The 16,905-nt window shown below is 70.6% G+C and carries 17 protein-coding genes; 11 read left to right on the top strand and 6 right to left on the bottom strand.

All coding sequences use genetic code 11. The annotated features are described in order from the left end of the window. The first annotated feature begins 52 nt into the window (after positions 1 to 52). Entirely contained in the window at positions 53 to 943 is an 891-nt protein-coding gene (locus tag IM770_RS10790; protein ID WP_203581146.1) for an AraC family transcriptional regulator, read from the top strand. Positions 944 to 975: 32 nt separating this feature from the next. Here the strand turns inward: IM770_RS10790 and IM770_RS10785 are convergent, their stop codons facing one another. Further along, entirely contained in the window at positions 976 to 3,249 is a 2,274-nt protein-coding gene (locus IM770_RS10785; RefSeq protein WP_203581145.1) for a beta-galactosidase, read from the bottom strand. Between the two features lie 441 nt (positions 3,250 to 3,690). On the opposite strand from IM770_RS10785, the gene IM770_RS10780 reads away from it, so the two are divergent. The 4 genes from IM770_RS10780 (at position 3,691) to IM770_RS10765 (ending at position 7,387) form a co-directional block, all read left to right on the top strand. Further along, positions 3,691 to 4,641, top strand: a complete 951-nt coding sequence (locus tag IM770_RS10780; protein ID WP_203581144.1) for an alpha/beta hydrolase — start codon at positions 3,691 to 3,693, stop codon at positions 4,639 to 4,641. A 24-nt stretch (positions 4,642 to 4,665) separates the two neighbouring features. Further along, positions 4,666 to 5,412 carry an alpha/beta fold hydrolase gene (locus IM770_RS10775; RefSeq protein ID WP_203581143.1) on the top strand — a complete coding sequence of 249 codons (747 nt, stop codon included), beginning with the start codon at positions 4,666 to 4,668 and terminating at the stop codon, positions 5,410 to 5,412. A gap of 70 nt (positions 5,413 to 5,482) precedes the next feature. After that, positions 5,483 to 6,412 carry an alpha/beta fold hydrolase gene (locus IM770_RS10770; protein ID WP_203581142.1) on the top strand — a complete coding sequence of 310 codons (930 nt, stop codon included), beginning with the start codon at positions 5,483 to 5,485 and terminating at the stop codon, positions 6,410 to 6,412. Between the two features lie 177 nt (positions 6,413 to 6,589). Continuing rightward, positions 6,590 to 7,387: an alpha/beta fold hydrolase gene (locus IM770_RS10765; RefSeq protein ID WP_239066078.1), complete on the top strand. Its 798-nt coding sequence runs from the start codon at positions 6,590 to 6,592 to the stop codon at positions 7,385 to 7,387. A 63-nt stretch (positions 7,388 to 7,450) separates the two neighbouring features. Here the strand turns inward: IM770_RS10765 and IM770_RS10760 are convergent, their stop codons facing one another. After that, on the bottom strand, positions 7,451 to 7,846 hold the full coding sequence (locus IM770_RS10760; protein WP_203581141.1) for a sigma-70 family RNA polymerase sigma factor family protein: 396 nt from the start codon (positions 7,844 to 7,846) through the stop codon (positions 7,451 to 7,453). A gap of 355 nt (positions 7,847 to 8,201) precedes the next feature. On the opposite strand from IM770_RS10760, the gene IM770_RS10755 reads away from it, so the two are divergent. From IM770_RS10755 to IM770_RS10745, 3 genes are all read left to right on the top strand, one after another. Further along, positions 8,202 to 8,990 (top strand): SDR family oxidoreductase, encoded by a 789-nt coding sequence (locus IM770_RS10755; protein ID WP_203581140.1) that lies wholly within the window; start codon positions 8,202 to 8,204, stop codon positions 8,988 to 8,990. Next, on the top strand, positions 8,987 to 9,874 hold the full coding sequence (locus IM770_RS10750) for an RNA polymerase sigma-70 factor (protein ID WP_203581139.1): 888 nt from the start codon (positions 8,987 to 8,989) through the stop codon (positions 9,872 to 9,874). Before IM770_RS10755 ends, IM770_RS10750 begins: the two co-directional genes overlap by 4 nt. A 146-nt stretch (positions 9,875 to 10,020) precedes the next feature. Continuing rightward, positions 10,021 to 10,806, top strand: coding sequence for an SDR family oxidoreductase (locus IM770_RS10745; RefSeq protein ID WP_203581138.1), 786 nt, complete (start codon positions 10,021 to 10,023; stop codon positions 10,804 to 10,806). Between the two features lie 77 nt (positions 10,807 to 10,883). On the opposite strand, the gene IM770_RS10740 is transcribed toward IM770_RS10745, so the two are convergent. The 4 genes from IM770_RS10740 to IM770_RS10725 form a co-directional block, all read right to left on the bottom strand. After that, positions 10,884 to 12,992, bottom strand: coding sequence for an iron ABC transporter permease (locus IM770_RS10740; protein WP_203581137.1), 2,109 nt, complete (start codon positions 12,990 to 12,992; stop codon positions 10,884 to 10,886). Beyond that, positions 12,989 to 14,026 carry an ABC transporter substrate-binding protein gene (locus IM770_RS10735; RefSeq protein ID WP_203581136.1) on the bottom strand — a complete coding sequence of 346 codons (1,038 nt, stop codon included), beginning with the start codon at positions 14,024 to 14,026 and terminating at the stop codon, positions 12,989 to 12,991. The genes IM770_RS10740 and IM770_RS10735 overlap by 4 nt, the downstream gene beginning before the upstream one ends. Positions 14,027 to 14,143: 117 nt before the next feature. Next, positions 14,144 to 15,001, bottom strand: coding sequence for an ABC transporter ATP-binding protein (locus tag IM770_RS10730; protein ID WP_307785436.1), 858 nt, complete (start codon positions 14,999 to 15,001; stop codon positions 14,144 to 14,146). Positions 15,002 to 15,092: 91 nt separating this feature from the next. Next, positions 15,093 to 15,428 (bottom strand): DUF7882 family protein, encoded by a 336-nt coding sequence (locus tag IM770_RS10725; RefSeq protein ID WP_203581135.1) that lies wholly within the window; start codon positions 15,426 to 15,428, stop codon positions 15,093 to 15,095. A 260-nt stretch (positions 15,429 to 15,688) separates the two neighbouring features. On the opposite strand from IM770_RS10725, the gene IM770_RS10720 reads away from it, so the two are divergent. The 3 genes from IM770_RS10720 (at position 15,689) to IM770_RS10710 (ending at position 16,845) form a co-directional block, all read left to right on the top strand. Beyond that, positions 15,689 to 16,162 carry a CinA family protein gene (locus IM770_RS10720; RefSeq protein WP_203581134.1) on the top strand — a complete coding sequence of 158 codons (474 nt, stop codon included), beginning with the start codon at positions 15,689 to 15,691 and terminating at the stop codon, positions 16,160 to 16,162. A 115-nt stretch (positions 16,163 to 16,277) separates the two neighbouring features. After that, complete coding sequence (locus IM770_RS10715; protein WP_203581133.1) at positions 16,278 to 16,607, top strand: hypothetical protein; 330 nt, start codon at positions 16,278 to 16,280, stop codon at positions 16,605 to 16,607. A 31-nt stretch (positions 16,608 to 16,638) separates the two neighbouring features. Next, the gene (locus IM770_RS10710) at positions 16,639 to 16,845 is read left to right on the top strand and encodes a DUF2188 domain-containing protein (RefSeq protein ID WP_203581132.1); all 207 of its coding nucleotides are present in this window, start codon (positions 16,639 to 16,641) and stop codon (positions 16,843 to 16,845) included. The last annotated feature ends 60 nt before the right edge of the window (positions 16,846 to 16,905 follow it).

Genomic DNA, 16,905 nt, shown 5'->3' with positions numbered 1-16,905 from the left:
CCCACGCTATGAGCAGCGAGCAGCATCGGGTATGGTGAGAACGAGGGATCTCATGGACGAAACGCTGATCTCGGGTCCGCCCTTCTACCGCAAGACGGGCTTCCACAACGAACGTCTCTGCGTCGTTCCCCGCCCGCAGGTGGAGGCGGCGCTCGAGCGTGCCGGAACACGGCGGATGACGGTCACCGACGCCGGCTACTTTCCCGCTGCATCGGGTCACCGCAGAGTGCGTGCGAAAGGCGCACCCGAGACGATCGTGATCCTGTGCGTGGCAGGTGCGGGGGTTGTGCGCATCGCCGACGAATCGTACGCGCTGACCCCGGGCGCCTGCATCACCATCCCCGCTCACCAGCCCCACGACTATCAGGCCTCCTACGACGATCCATGGACGATCTGGTGGATGCACGTACGCGGCACCGACGTCGCCGAGCTCACCGGGCCGATGCTCGGCATCCCCCACCCGCTCACGCGGCTGCGCGCCGTCGAGGGGGTCGCCGCCCTGTTCGACGAGCTCGTCGGCCTGCTCGAACGGCGCCACTCCCCTGCCCAGCTGCTTGCGGCCTCAGGAGTCGCCTGGCAGCTGCTGACGCGCATCGTCGCCGACAGCATCCTTCCGGCCGAGGGCTCCCCGCTGGAACGCGCCATGCACTTCCTCGAAGCGCGCGTCGACAGCAACATCCAGGTCGGCGAACTCGCCGCGATGGTCGGGCTGTCGCCCTCGCACCTCAGCGCACTCTTCCGGCGGGCCACCGGCGGCGGTCCCGGCGCCTTCCACACGTCGGTCAAGATGGCGCGTGCCCGGCAGCTCCTCGACACCACGACCGCGAGCGTCGCAGAAGTCGCCGCTGCGGTGGGCTACGCCGATCCGCTGTACTTCTCCCGCCACTTCCGGCGGGTGCACGGCGTGAATCCCACGCAGTACAGGGCGCAGCACAAGGGGTGACCCCGCCCGCGCCCTGACCGGGTCGTGCCGGGCTAGCGGAACGAAGCGGTGCGCAGTGGCCGCACCGTCGCGGAGCGGATCTCGAGCGTGGGCTCGTCAGCGGGCGGACGCACGCGCGGATCGACATACACACCGGATGCCGGCGACCACGCGAATGCCTTCAGAGTCAAGGGCTGCGATGCCAGGGCCTCGCTGTGCGGCGCCAGGTCGATCTCGAGCGGGCGCCCGTACCAGTACTGGTCCGCGATGAGCAGATCGCCGACGTAGGCGCGGATGACGTCGCCCGTCCAGTCGAGGGTCAGGATCGACTGCTCCCCCTCGCGCGCGCGTTCGGGGATGTCGACCTGGACGACGGCCGCGTCGTCGAAGTCGGCGTCGGTCGGTGCGGAGAGGCGGTCCGACGACCCGCCGCGACGCACCGGAGCGATGGGCGTGCTGCCGAAGGGCGGAACGTCGAGGGTGACGGATGCCGCGGCCTCCGGCACTGCGTAGCGCGTGAACAGCGACCCGGCGCCGGGCACTTCGCTGAGTGCGTCGCCCTGCAGCGCGGGCAGAGCGTCGAGGACGGCATCCGATCTCTCCAGCACCGTCTGGAACGCCCCGTCGAACCACCCCTGCCCGCGCCAGAGCACGATCGTGTCTCGACCGGCGACGTCACCTCGCCACACGGACTCGGCCGTCTCGCGGTCGAGGAACACCAGCGTCGTGCTCCCCACCTTGACCTCGCAACCGAGTCCGGGAGTAACTCGTGGCCTCGCGACGATGTGCCCCGCGCCGGCCTCGACGACTGCGCCCCTGATGTCGGCGGCGGCCACACCTTCGACCTGCAGCTCGACGTCGATGCCGTCGATCGCGGCGAAGAGCACCACGGTCTCACCCGTGTCCAGCGTGAACTCGGTGATCGGCTGCGCGGTCGCCGTCAGCGCCGGCACGCCGCCGTACTGCTGACGAAGCGGCCACACGAAGTACGACCCGCTCTCCAGCGTGGTCGGCGCGGACGGCACGGTCACCGTCTGGTCATCGAAGTCGATCTCGAACTGAACGTCCTCCAGTGTCGGCAGTGAGGCGACAGCGGGCTGGTGGTTGTTCGCGAAGAGGAATCCGCGCTCACCGTCTCCTCTGACAGCCCAGCGAGGACCGTCGGTCGAGGCGGGAATCGTCGATGGCGTGACGACCAGGTCGCCGCCGAACGCGTCGACGAAGAGGTGCTGCAGCCGCAGCTTGTGGAAGTGCGGCCGCTGCGTGCCGACGGCCCCGAGTGGGGCGAAGAAGTCGTAGTCGCGCACCGGAACGTCGTTGGGGTAGCCGGTCGCCTGCGACTCCTGGGTGGTCGAAAGCGTTCCGAGCACCTGCAGCCCGCCGTGGTACATGTAGTAGCCCTGCCACGCAGAGCCGCTTCCCACCTTGGTCAGCGCCAGCGCCGCGACATCGTCGGGATCGACCAGCGGGCGCCGGTGGTAGGCGACGGCCATCCCGCCCCCGAGCTCGCACGTGACGAACGGCCACGGGTCGTCAGTGCCGAGCGTGGCCGTCCCGTCCATGTCGACCGGGGCGTCCCGGAGATCCGCCCCGACGGTGAGATCGTCGCGGACGGTGCTGTACATGAAGTGCATGGCGCCGAAGGCCGGCCAGCCGGTGGTCGATTCCTCCCAGAAGCCGTCGGAGTACCCCGCGTAGACCGGGAGCACGCGCCCGCGCGGCAGCTCGGCCCCGCCCCATCCGGTCGCAGTCCACAGGCTGGCGAGCATGCCGACGGACTCGGCGATCTCGCGCAGCGTCGCGAGATGCGGAGCGTTGTCGTAGAGCTCGTTGTCGACCTGGATCCCGATGATCGGCCCTTGGGGGTTCGTGGCCGTGTGGAACAGACCGCGAACCTGCTCCTCGATCGCCGAGTACCAGCCCCGCACGAGTTCGAGGTACGCCGGGTCGTCGGAACGGTGACGGATGGGCAGCGCCTGCAGCCAGTCTGGAAAGCCGCCGTTGCGTGCTTCACCGTGAGCCCACGGGCCGATCCGCAGCATGACCTTCAGGCCGACCTCAGCGGCGAGTTCGATGAAGCGGCGGATGTCGCGATGGCCATCCCAGCGGACCTGGCCCTGCTCCTCTTCGTGCGCGATCCACAGCATGTACGTGGCGAGCACGTTGATGCCGCCGGCCTTCATCTTGCGGAGCTCGCGCTCCCAGCGCTCCGGCAGGTCGCGACTGAAGTGGTACTCGCCCATGACCGGAATCCACGGCTTGCCGTCGACGGTCACCGAGCGAGTCGTCAGCTGCACGCGCTGGGTGGTCGCGTCCGCGTCGCCCATTTCGAGAGGTGCAGGCGCAACCGGCGCGGGGGTCGTCACCCGAAGTCGGTGGGGCGCGCGAACGGTGGGCTGCGGAAGCTGTCCGGCGTCGAGCGGATTGATCACCCGTCGAACCTATGACTTCCGCGCATGAGACGACATGACGATCCGACGGGATGCCTGGACGAATCACCGGAGCCGACGAGATCCACCTCCATCGACGATCGAGCATCGGCAACGGTTCGACGGCACCTCAGGCGCGCCCCTGTCACCCCACGCGCGACCCGGAAGAAGGACGGACGTCCTGCGGGCAAGCTCACCCATGCAGTGGTCCGGGCTGTGACACCGGCGACCGATGAGGCGGTGATCCTTCGCCGATGTCACAACCGCGCACGCCGCGCGGTCCTCCTCTGCAAGGCCGTCGATTCCGACCGCCGCACCACGGACAGAGGGGCAAGGCACATGACCGAACACATCCTGCAACCGGAAGCGCGCGCGTTCGCGGAAGCCGCCGCCGCTCCGCCCACGCTCGTCGAGCGCGGCGTCGACGGGGCCCGAAAGCTCCTCGACGACGTCCAGGGCGGGCCCATCGACCTCCCCGACGTCGAGGACGAGTGGATCACGGTGCCCGCCGCCGTCGGCGACGTCAAGGTCCGCATCGTGAAGCCCGTCGGCACGACCAGCCCACTCCCGGTCGTGCTCTACGTCCACGGCGGAGGCTGGGTGCTCGGCAACGCGGGCACCCACGACCGCCTCGTGCGCGAGTTCGCCACGGGGATCGAGGCCGCGGTCGTGTTCGTCGAGTACACCCGCTCGCCCGAGGCGCGGCATCCCGTCGCCATCGAGCAGGCTTACGCGACGGCCAGATGGATCACCGAGAACGGTGCCGACAAGGGACTGGATGCGTCACGTTTGGCCGTCGCCGGCGATTCGGTCGGCGGCAACATGGCGGCCGTGCTCGCGATCCTCGCGAAGAAGCGCGGCGACGTTGCGTTCATCCACCAGTCGCTGTACTACCCCGTCACCGATGTGCGTCAGGACACCGCCAGCTACCGCGAGTTCGCTGAGGGCTACCATCTGCGCGCCGACGCGATGGCGTGGTTCTGGGACAACTACCTGCCCGACGTGCACAAGCGCAGCGACGTCACCGCGTCACCACTGCAAGCGCCGATCGATGAGCTCAGGGGGCTCCCTGAGACGCTGCTCATCGTCGACGAGAACGACGTGCTCCGCGACGAGGGCGAGGCCTACGGCCGCAACCTCATCTCCGCCGGCGTGCCGACCACGCTGGTGCGGTACGACGCCACCATCCACGACTTCATGATGCTCAACCCGCTGCGCTCGTCGGCCGCGACCACCGCCGCCATCGAGCAGGCGATCCACACCCTCCGCAAGACCTTCGGTCGCGACTGACCACATCGAAAGGAACAGAACGAAATGAACACGCAGAAGCCCACCATCGTCCTCGTCCACGGGGCGTTCGCCGAGTCCTCATCATGGAACGGCGTCATCTCCCGGCTGAGCGAGCACGGCGTGACCGCCGTCGCGGCGGCCAACCCGCTGCGCAGCCTCTCCGGCGACGCGGCGTACGTGCGCGACGTGATCGCCTCGATCGCCGGACCGGTCGTGCTGGTCGGCCACTCGTACGGCGGCCTCGTCATCACCGAGGCGGCGGCCCAGAACGACGCGGTCGTCGGACTCGTCTACGTCGCCGCCTTCGTCCCCGAGACCGGTCAGAGCGCGTTCGCCCTGTCGGCGAGCGAGCCCGGTTCGACGCTGGGCGAGGCGCTGGCGGCCTACCCGGTGGCATCCGGAGGCAACGAGTTCGTCATCCGTCAAGATGTCTTCCGCCACCAGTTCGCGGCAGACGTGCCGGAGGCGGACGCCGCGCTGATGGCCGCGACCCAGCGTCCGGTGACGGAAGCCGCGCTCACCGAACCGCTGCCGACGTCCAGCCCCGCGTGGAAGGACATCCCGTCCTGGCACGTGTTCGGCGACCAGGACCTGAACATCCCGGTGGCCGTGCACCGCGCGGGAGCGATCCGCGCGGCGTCGCGCGAGACGTGGGAGGTTGCCGGAGGCTCGCACGCCATCTCGGTCTCGCACCCCGAGGTCGTCGTCCAGGCCATCGCGGCCGCCGGAAAGGCCTACCTCGCCGGCGCCGAGGCGGAAGCCGCCGCCTGACCCCCGCTCGGAGTCCCGGTCGTGGCCGCCCGCGGCCGGGGCTCCGACCCGTCTCTTCCGAGGAGTCCTGATGATGTATCCCAGCCTGCAGCTCCGCCACGTCAGCGCCGGCGTCCTCGACGTCGGCTACTACGAACTCGGCCCCGCCGGGGCCGAGCCCGTGGTGCTGCTGCACGGGTTTCCGTACGACGTCCACAGTTACGCCGAAGTCGCTCCGCTCCTCGTCGACGCAGGCTTCCGCGTCATCGTGCCCTACCTTCGCGGGCACGGCCCGACCCGATTCCTCGCCGACGACACGCCCAGGAGCGGTCAGCAGGGCGCGCTCGGAGCCGACCTGCTCGCCTTCCTCGACGCGCTCGACCTCCACGAGCCGATCCTCGCCGGCTACGACTGGGGTGGACGCGCCGCGTGCGTGGTGGCCGCCCTGCACCCGGACCGGATCGGCGGGCTCGTCTCGGTCAACGGCTATCTCATTCAAGACATCGCCTCCGCGGCGACGCCCATCGACCCCGATCGCGAAGCCGGATTCTGGTACTTCTGGTACTTCGCGACCGACCGCGGGCGCGCGGGCCTGGACCATAACCGGCGAGAGATCGCCCGCGTGATCTGGCGGCGGAACTCGCCCGCCTGGGCCTTCAGCGAAGGCCAGTTGGTGCGCGCCGCGCGCGCATTCGACAACCCCGACTTCGTCGACGTCGTCATCCACTCGTACCGGCATCGCCTCGGCCTCGCCGCCGGCGCCGACGCGTATGCCGACGTCGAGGCGCGACTGGCTTCGCTCCCTCCGATCAGCGTGCCGACGATCACGCTCGACGGCGGCGCGGACGGCAACTTCCCCGCGACCGACGGCAGTCACGACGCCCACCTGTTCACCGGATGGCGCGAGCACCGCAAGGTGCCGAACGCCGGCCATCACCTTCCTGCCGAGGCACCCCGGGCCTTCGCCGACGCGATCCTCGACGTCGCGGAAACGCCCGGCGACGGCGCCGGCACCCCCTGAGGCCTCGACGCGCGCAGTCCGCCACGAACGACGGTGCGGGGTCACCGTGCGAATGCGATGAAGATGACGGATGCCGGGGGCCGCGGCATCCGTCATCGCCTCGGTCTTGTCGGCCACAGCTCGGGGCCGCTTGTCAACAGGCGGCAGCGGCCACCGGGCGCTTCGTAGCATGAGCCCATGGTGCTCACCGAAGACGATCCCGCGACGATGCTGAAGCGCACCGAGGGTGCGGTGAGGCTCGCGACGCGGCGCGTCGATATCGGCGGGCTCGCATTCCGGGTGCTGTCGTCGGTGTCGCCGGCCACCGACGCACCGGCGATCGTGCTGGTGCACGGGATCGGGGTCTCGCACCGCTACCTCTCTCGGCTGCACGCCGAGCTCGCCGCCCATCGCACGGTGGTCTCGGTCGACCTGCCGGGATTCGGCGGCCTCCCCAAACCCGGCCACGACATCGACGTGCCGACGATGGGCCGCGCACTGGGACAGGTGCTCGAGCAGCTGGCGCTCGGTCCCGTCGTGCTGCTCGGCCACTCGATGGGCTCGCAGTGGGTCGTCGAGACCGCCCGGCAGCGACCGGAACTGCTGACGTCGGTCGTCGTGATGGGTCCCGTCGCCGACGACCGGAACCGGACCGTCCTCCGGCAGACCCGCGCCCTCACGGTCGACACTCTCCTCGAGCCGCCGACGGTGAACGCGATCGTCCTCACCGACTACCTGCGCTGCGGCGTCCCCTGGTACCTGACCCAGCTGCGCCACATGCTCGCCTACCGGCTGGAGGACAGCGTCGCCTCCCTGGCGGTGCCGCTGCTGATCATCCGGGGCGGCGCCGACCCGATCGCCGGGCGGGAGTGGTGCCGGCGACTCCGCGACGCCGCGCCGCACGCGCAGCTGGTCGAGATCCCGCGGCATCACCACGTGGCCCAGCACTCCGCGCCGAAGGCGGTCGCGTCCGCGATCCTCACCCTCGCCCTCTAGCCGCAGGCTCCCCCGCAGCGTCATCGCAGTGTCTGCGGAGCAGGGCGCGGGCAGGGCGGTCCGTCAGCGGCGGTTCCAATGGCCCAGCTTGGACGGGTTCGCCACCACCCATGCCCTGACGATGCGCGAATTCGCGAACGAGAAGAGGGCGACGGCGACGACGTCATCACCGTCGCGGAGGACGACGCCCGGCGACCCGTTGATGCGGCGCTCCTCCAGCAGCGTTGCGCCGGTCGTCTCGCTCACGTCGGCGAGCGCGGCGGCCACGCGGGCAGCTCCCTGGACTTCGTGCGTCGGCACCGGCAGGTGCCCTCCCCCGTCCACGAGCAGAGTCGCGTCGGTGATGAGGAAGCTCGCCATCCCGACACGGTCATCGGCCCGCCAGCGGTCGAGGAATCCGCTCAGCATCGTCGGGCGACGCGGACCCTCGTCCGATGAGGGGGAATCGTTCGGCTGCATATGGTGTGACCTGAGTGTCGATCTCGCCGACGTGGCGGCCGAGCGGGGACGACGTGCCGGCGCGGGCCGCCGACCACCTCTCGTCCAGGGCAACAGCGTTCGCGCTGCCGCCGCCCCGCAATGTTGACCGCGTACGCCACCGTGTTGTGACAGTCGGAGCGATCGCCGCGCCGAATCGCTGCACCGAGGCCGTCTGCTCGTCGGTCGTGGTCGACGACCACCGGCGAGTCGGGGCGGAATACGCCAAGATCGGTCTTGGTCGTCGAGGAGTGTCACAAACCCGATCGCTGCGTGGTCACACATTCGTAGGACGAGCCGCGCCGTCTCTCCGGGCGCACGTGAGAAGGAGTGCAAGATGCGAGTCACCGTCGTCGGTGGGACCGGTCTCATCGGAACACGAGTCGTCAGGATGCTGCGGGATGCGGGCCACGAGGTGGTCGCAGCCGCTCGCGAGACCGGGGTCAACTCGTACACCGGCGAAGGGCTCGAGGACGCGCTGGCGGATGCAGAGACCGTCGTCGACGTCTCCAATTCGTCCTACACCGACGCAGCCGCGGCGCGGGAATTATTCTACGCCTCGACGCTGAACCTCCTCAGCTACGGCGCCGCCGCCGGAGTGCGCAACCATGTCGCGCTGTCGGTCGTCGGCACGGATCGACTGGCCGCGGCGCAGGGCGGATACTTCATCGCCAAGCAGCAGCAGGAGTCGCTCATCACCGCTTCGGGACAGCCCTACTCGATCGTGCACGCGACGCAGTTCTTCGAGTTCGTCCGGAGCATCGCCGAGCAGGCGCTGCGAGGCCGGGCCTACTATCTGCCCGACGTGCGCATACAGCCGATGGCGGCCGACGATGTGGCACGCGCGGTGGCAGAGGCCGCGCTCGCGGAGCCGACCGGACTCATCACGGAGCACGCCGGGCCGGAGATCTTCGGACTGCGCGACCTGGCCCAGCTGGACCTGAGATACCGGCAGGACGATCGCGAGGTCCTCCCCGACCCCCTGGGCACCTACTTCGGTGCGCGTCTCGACGGCGACGACCTGCTTCCCGCCGCGAGCGCGCACCTCGCATCCACCCGCTATCACGAGTGGCGGGTCGCATCGCAGCCGAGCGATGCAGAGCCGGGAGCCCTCGTCGTCGAATGAGCCTCGCACCGCACGAGCCCGCCTCGCCGGCCTGGGAGATCGAGACGTTCCAGGCCGCTCGACGACGCCTCTTCGGCATCGCGTACCGGATGCTGGGAAGCGTCGCCGACGCGGAGGACGTTCTGCAGGAGGCGTGGATGCGCTGGCACGGCGCCGACAAGAGCGAGATCAGGGAGCCTGAGGCGTTTCTGACCACGGTCACCACGCGCCTCTGCATCAATGTGCTGCAGTCCGCTCGCGTCCGCCGCGAGACCTACATCGGCCCGTGGCTTCCCGAGCCGATCAACACCGAGGCCGATCCCATGGTGGGCGCGGAGCGCCAGGAGGGCATCGAGTTCGCCGTCCTCATCCTGCTCGAGAAGCTCTCGCCGCCTGAGCGCGCGGCGTATGTGCTGCGCGAGGCGCTCGACTACCCCTACGAGGAGATCGCGCGTGTTCTCGGGTCGACCCCCGCGGCGTGCCGGCAGCTGGTCAGTCGGGCTCGCAGGCATCTGACCGCCGAGCGCCGCAGACCAGCCACAACGGAAGACCATCGACGGTTCCTCACCGCGTTCCTCTCCGCCGCGCAACGAGGAGACACCGCCGATCTCGAAGCGCTCTTCGCCTCTGAGATCACGAGCCTGAGCGATGGCAACGGCGTGAAGCTCGCCGCACGGATCCCGGTGATCGGAGTGCAGCGAGTCGCGAAGTTCGTCGCCGCCTTCTCCGGGCATTTCTGGACCGGCAAGTCCCTCGCCTGGGTGGAGCTCAACGGACAGCCGGCGGTGACCCTGTCGGAGAACGGCGTGGTGACGACCGCGCTGGCGCTGACGCTGTCCGACACGGGAATCACCCGGCTGCTGTGGGTCATGAGCCCCGAGAAGCTCAGCCGCGTGGCGGTGTGAGTGCCGGGCCCCCTCGGCTCAGCAAGGCTGATCGGGCGCGCACGGCATCGCGGCCGATGTGACCGCGGCTGTCACGAATGAGGTCGACGCCCGGTCAAACCTTGTGTCGGGCAGCGGAGGCGCCCGCGCAGACGGAAGGGACAGTCATGAACATCGTCGTCATCGGAGGCACGGGCCTCATCGGATCCAGAGTGGTCCAGCTCATGAACGGGCACGGGCACTTCGCCGTCGCCGCATCTCCGAACTCCGGGGTGAACACGATCACCGGCGAAGGACTGGCGGAGGCCTTCGACGGCGCCGATGTCGTCGTGGACGTCTCGAACTCGCCGTCGTTCGCCGATGACGACGTGATGGACTTCTTCACGACGTCCACGCGCAACCAGCTCGACGCGGAGAAGGCGGCCGGGGTGGGGCACCACGTCGCGCTGTCGATCGTCGGCGCGGATCGCCTGCCGCACTCCGGCTATCTCCGGGCGAAAGTGGCCCAGGAGGAACTCATCCGCGCCTCGGGGCAGGCATTCACGATCATCCGGGCCACGCAGTTCTTCGAGTTCGCGCCGCGGATCGGTGACGAGGCCACGGTGAACGGGGTCGCGACGCTGAGCACCGCTCTCATGCAGCCGATGGCGGCGGCCGACGTCTCGCACGCGGTCGCCCGCGCCGCGGGCAGCGCGCCGGCCGGCGGCATCCGCGACATCGGTGGCCCCGAGCAGATCCCGCAGGACGAGTTCGTGCGTCGTGCCTTCGCCGCCGAGGATGACCCGCGCACCGTGGTCGGCGACCCGCAGGCGCTGTACTTCGGCACGCTGCTCACCGGCGGCGAGCTGACGCCGGCAGACGGTGCCGAGCTGTCGTCCACCACGTTCGACCAGTGGCTCGCCGGGCAGCGCTGGATCGCGGCTCGCTCGCGGATCGAGGCGACGACGAGGTAGGTCGTGCGGGTCGTCGCCGGCCGCGGCATCCTGTCCCGGCCGGCGGCGCCGCCGAACTGCGTTCCGCCCAGGGGCGGTCAGGCGTCGCGCGACCGCCAGAGAAGCCAGACGAAGTACGGCGCGCCGATGAGCGCGACCACGAGGCCGGCGGGCAGCTGGGCGGGGGCGATCACGGTGCGGCCGAGCGCATCCGCGGTGCCCACGAGCACCGCCCCGAGCACGACCGCGACGGGAATCACGCGGCTGTGCCGCGCCCCGACGAGAGCGCGGGCAGCATGCGGCGCGACGAGCCCGACGAACCCGATGACGCCCACCGCCACCACGCTGAGGGCGGCCAGCACGGCGGCCGAGACGAGCAGTGCGAGACGCGTGCGCTCGAGCCGGATGCCCACCAGGCGCGGGGTGTCCTCGTCCATCGCGAGGATGTCGAGGTCGCGTCGATGCGCGAACGCGAACGGCAGCACCACCAGGAGCACGATCGCGAGCGGGATCACCTGCTCCCAGATGCGGCCGTACGTCGTCCCCGACAGCCACGTGTAGATCTTCGGCGTGTCCCACGGGTTCGCGCGCAGCAGCACGAACGTCGTGAGCGCGACGGCGCCGTACGAGACGCCGATGCCGATCAGGATGAACCGGTCGGCGCTGAGGCCGCCCCGCCATGCCAGCCCGTACACCAGCGCGAAGGCGAGCAGCCCGCCGAGCACCGCGGCCACCAGCATGCCGAAGGTCGAGGCGGTGGCGCTGGTCACCACGAGCACCGCGCCCAGGCCCGCGCCGCCGGTGATGCCGAGCAGGCTGGGATCGGCGAGCGGATTGCGGCTCACGGCCTGGGTGAGACTGCCCGCGAGTCCGAGAGCGGCGCCGGCCGTGACGGCGGCGATGACCCGCGGGGCGCGTTCGTCCAGGGCGAAGGCGATGCGGGCGGGTGCAGCATCCGTCAGCCACAGCAGGATGTCGCCGGTCAGCAGCTGGGTGCTCCCCACCAGCATCCCGACGAGCACGACGGCACCGAGCGCGACCGACGCGCCGACGAGCACGATCACGAACCGGCGCTCGCTGCGCACGCCGATGCGGATGCCCGGTGGGCGCCGCGTCGGACCCGCGTCCCGCAGGCGGCGGGCCATCACGACGAGCACGATCGCGCCGAACACGGTCGTCGCCACCCCGGTGGGCACCGCGATGGCACCCTCAGGTCCGATGAGCGCGCGCAGCAGCGCGTCGGCGAGGATCACGACGATCGCGCCGAGAAGTCCCGACAGCGGGATCAGCAGGATGTGGCGGCCGAGCGCCGGCACGACCCGCGCGAGCAGCCGCGCCAGCACCGGCGCGCAGAGTCCGACGAAGCCGATGGGGCCGGCGAGCGTCACCGCGGTGGCGGTGAGAAGGACCGAGAGCAGGATGCCGTAGACCCGTGTCGAGCGGATCGGCACACCGAGCGACGACGCGGTGTCGTCGCCGAGCGCGAGCACGTCGAAGCGGCGGGCGAGCACGAGCGCGAGCACCAGGGCGACCACCACCACCGGAGTCGCGCGGAGGAAGCTCTCGAGGCCGAGCTGCGACAGGCTGCCGCTGCCCCAGGCGATGAGGCCCTTCGTCTCTTCGGAGAACAGCACGAGCAGGGCGGAGGTCGCGGCCTGGAACGCGAGCGCGAGCGCCGAACCCGCGAGCACGAGGCGCGTCGTGGACGTCCCCGCTCCCCCGGCGAGGCCGAGGACGAGGGCAGCGGCGATCATGCCGCCCGCGAACGCGACGAAGCCCGATGCCCAGATCGGGACGGCGATCCCGAACGCCGCCACCGCCGTGACCGCGAGATACGAGCCCGCGGTCACGCCGAGGGTGTCGGGGGACGCGAGGGCGTTGCGCGACAGCGACTGCATCAGCAGGCCCGCGCAGCCGAGCGCGATTCCGACGGCGACGCCGGCGGCCAGGCGAGGGACGCGCGAACCCCAGAACACGTCGGCGTCGGCGAAGACCGCGCCGCTCGTGCCCTGGGTCAGGTGCCAGCCCGCGGCCAGCACCAGGAGCACGAGCAGCGCCGCCAGCACGCCGAGCGCAGCGCCGGTCGTCGAGCGAGCGCCGCGGGCTGGTGTGCCGCCCGCCGACGCGAGACCCGCGAGGTCGCCGCCGGCGCCCGCCTCGCTCGGCGAGTCAGGCGCGACCTGCTCGCTCGACGACCGCGAGCTCACTGGGTGATCGCGGCGACGTACGCGTCGACGATCTGCTGCGCCGAACGGGGTCCGCCGAAGGTCCAGATGCCGCCGGGGAACGCCGTGAGCCGACCTTCCTCCACGGCAGGGATCGATGCCCACGCCGGGTTCTCCGCTGCCGCGTCGACGAAGCTCTCCGAGTCGGGGTCGACCGTGCCGGTGTAGAACAGGCTCGCGTCGCCGATGGTCGTCATGCCCTCGATGTCGGTCTGCCCGAGACCGTAGGCCGGGTCGACCTCCCCGCTCCACGCGTTGGTGAGCCCGAGCTCCTCGCCGATCTCGCCGACGAGCGAGCCCTGACCGAACGGGCGCAGCGACACGTTGCCGCCGTCGACCCAGCCGTCGAAGTACACGAAGTCGGTGACCTCGGGCTGGGCGTCGGCGACCTCCGCCTTCGCGTCGGCGAGGTGCTGCGCGAACTCGTCCTTCACGACCTCGGCCCGCTCGGTGCGGCCGGTCGCCTCGGCGATGAGGTCGAAGGTCTCGAGCATCTGCGCGATCGGATCCTCGGCGTTCGCGCCGATGGTCGCGAGCACCGGGATGCCGTACTCCTCGAGCTGCCCGATGATCGCGTCGTCGCGCGTGTACGCCTCGACGATCACCAGGTCGGGCTCCGTCGCGAACAGGGCGTCGAGGTTCGGCTCCTGGCGCGTTCCCACGCTCTCGACACTGTCGGGCAGCACCTCGGCGGTGTCCCACGTGCGGTAGCCGTCGGCATCCGCCACCGCCACCGGCGTGAGGCACAGCGACAGCACGTCTTCGATCTGCTGCCACTCCAGCACGGCGACCTTCTGGGCCGGCTCGTCGAGGGTGACCGTACGGCCGAACGCGTCGGTGAGCTCCACCGCGTCGGTGGAGGTCGTCGTGCTGTCGTCGGCGCAGCCCGCGCTGGCCGAGGTCGTCGTGGCTTCGGCGTCGGTGTCGGTCGACGCCGCCACCTGGGTGGTGCCGCAGCCGGCGAGCGCGAGGGCGAGGGCGCCGAGCACGGCGAGGGCGGGAAGACGCTTGGTCATCGAAGGGCTCCAGAGGATCGGGGGCGGAGGGGCAGGGCGGAGGGGCAGGGCAGGGTGGTCGGGGACGCGGAGCCCGGCGGGCCGCGCGGAGTGGCGCCGTTCGGGGCGGCCGCGGGATCAGGCGGGCACGGCCTCGCGGAGGCGGAGGCGCTCGTGATGACGTCCGCGAGGAATCACCCGCACGCGGCCGGTGTCGGGGTCTACCGCGGTGTCGATGCGGAAGCCGTAGACGTCGGTCAGGTGGTCGGCGGTGAGCACATCGGCCGGCGTGCCTGCCGCGTGGACGCGTCCGCGGTGCATCAGCACCACCTCGTCGGCGACGGATGCCGCGTGGTCGAGGTCGTGCAGCACCACGCCGACGGCGGTGCCGTGGTCGGCGAGGTCGCACACGAGATCGAGCGTCTCGATCTGGTAGCGCAGATCGAGGTGGTTGGTGGGCTCGTCGAGCAGGAGGATGCCGGTGCTCTGGGCGAGCGCCGTGGCCAGCCAGACGCGCTGCAGCTCGCCGCCCGACAGTTCGTCGACGGGCCGATGGCCCATCGCGGCGAGACCCGTGAGTTCGAGCGCCCGGTCGATCGCGGCGCGGTCGTCATCGCGCAGCCCGGCGAAGCGCCCGCGGTGCGGGTGGCGGCCGTACGCGACGACGTCGCGGACCTCGAGCCCGGATGGGTGCGGACGCGACTGCGACAGCATCGCGACGGTGCGGGCGAACTCCTTGGCGGAGAGGGATGCCGCGTCTCGACGGTCTTCCCCGCGGTCGACGTGAACCGAGCCGGCGTCGATCCGGTGGAGACGCGCGAGGGCGCGGAGCGCTGTCGACTTGCCGCTGCCGTTGGGTCCGATGAGCGCCGTGACCACACCGGGCCTCAGATGGAGCGAGACATCGTGGACCACGCGCGTGCGACCGTAGCTGAGCGCCAGCGTCTCGCCGCGCAACTCGTCGGTGGGCCGTGCCGGGTTGCCGTCGGGGATCACGTTAGGGGAGCCTAACCTATCCGCGGGCAGCCCTCAAACCGCCCTCGTAACGAGCGCTGCTCCGGGCGATCGGGTGGAAGGCGGGACTCCCTCAGTCGGATGGCGGCTCGGTCGCCGCCTCCACGCCCGGCATGGCCGGCTCGGGGACGAGGTACAAGCCGGTCGACGAGTTCGCCGTGTACGCCAGCGCATCGATCCAGGCCGGATTGAGCTGTGGTTTGCGACTGCCGTAGAACTTGTAGACGAGCATCGACTGCGGGTGGATCCAGATGGACGTGCGCCCGCCGCCGATGCTGACGTCGTCCCGCCAGGTGAAGTGCAACGGCTCGCCACGCCGCAGCTTCGAGCCGATGACGAGCTGCAGGTGCGCGAGCGTCCGGTCGTCGAAATCGATCTTGATCGCGTTCTCGTAGGTCAGTTTGCCCATGAGCCGCCCCTTCGGGGTCGCAGCCCCGCGGCCATGCGACACGATTCGGCGGAAGGGATCTCTGACACGCTCTGCCCGGACTTCCTGCGTCGTGCGACGCGATCTGCAGGGGCGAGCCTGCGTTCGACGAGCCGATGCGGCTCCCTTCGAACGCTACGGCGGCCGTTGCTCATCGCGCTGTCGAATGTCCCGTTTGCGAAAGCACAGTGCGCTGGTGCGGACAGATCCCGGGTCTCCGCCGGGCGTGACAGGCTTGATTCATGGCAGGTCCGATCGAGCAGCTCAGTCGTCTGGCGCAGGAACGCGGTCTCACGGTCTCGGTAGCCGAGTCGCTCACCTCCGGCCTTCTCGCGAGCGAGGTGGGCAAGGGCGAGGGCGCCGCGGACTGGTTCTCGGGCGGCGTCGTGGCCTATCGGATGCCCGTCAAGACGCAGGTGCTGGGAGTGCCGGAGGGCGTCGACCCCTGCTCCGCCGAGTGCGCCACGACGCTCGCCGCCGGCGTGCGCTCGCTGCTGAAGACGGACATCGCCGTCGCGACCACCGGAGTGGGCGGACCGGATCCCGAGGACGGACACGCCCCCGGCACGGTGTATCTCGGGTGGGCGACGGCCGCGGGCACGGGCTCCGAGCACTTCCGGCTCGAGGGCGAGCCCGCAGAGGTGCTCGATGGGACGGTCGAGCGAGCGCTCCGGCTTCTGGTGACGCTGGCGAGCGACGGCGACGCGGCCCGCTGAGCACGGCCGGGCTCGTCGCGCGCTCGCCTTGGGTCCCAGGGGCGTTGTCTACCCCGTTCGCGGTTGTCCTGCAACCCCAAGGGCGAAAGCGCACCACCCGGGTAGACAAGAGCACGTGAAGAGGGTGACCTACGCGGGAAGCGATTTCGTGACCGGGGACGACATCGCCGCGTCCCTGATGCAGGCGAGCAAGGCGCTCGCGGAAGTGGGCATCGCCGAAACGGTGTCGGTGCCCACTCGGGAGCAGGACGGCTCCATCGGGAACGTGATGGTGCTCATCGGACCGGCGAGCCAGATCGTGGCCCGCGACATCCGCGCCGACGGTGAGGAGCTCGTCGACGCCACCGCCGTGGCCCGGCTGAACGCCATCCAGCGTCGACTTCGCCCGGTCGCCGCCGTCGACGCCGAGGCACCGGATTTGACCGACTGGGACAGCGAGCTCTGACGCCCGGATCGGGCCGGGCAGAGGAGGAGATATGGACGGCAGCACCGAACCCGTGGTGACACGGTCCAATCGCGGGCAGTGGGAGAACCACGTGGAGGGACATCCGGAACTGTCCCTCAGCTTCTCCAGCAAGGAGGAGGCGGCGGATGCCGGACGCGGCGTCGCCGACGAACTCGGGGTGGATCACGTGGTCGAGGACGCGGACCCCACCGGGGCCATCACCGACGAGCAGGAGTGACGCCCGCCGCGGGCCCGCCGCGGCGGGGCGGACATCTGTGACGCCCTCCGCCTGTGCCGC

Origin of the sequence: Microbacterium hibisci (genome assembly GCF_015278255.1) — a bacterium.
Classification (GTDB): Bacteria; Actinomycetota; Actinomycetes; order Actinomycetales; family Microbacteriaceae; genus Microbacterium; species Microbacterium hibisci.
Note: the sequence above shows the minus strand (reverse complement) of the source record. Positions and strands in the feature narration are given on the sequence as shown.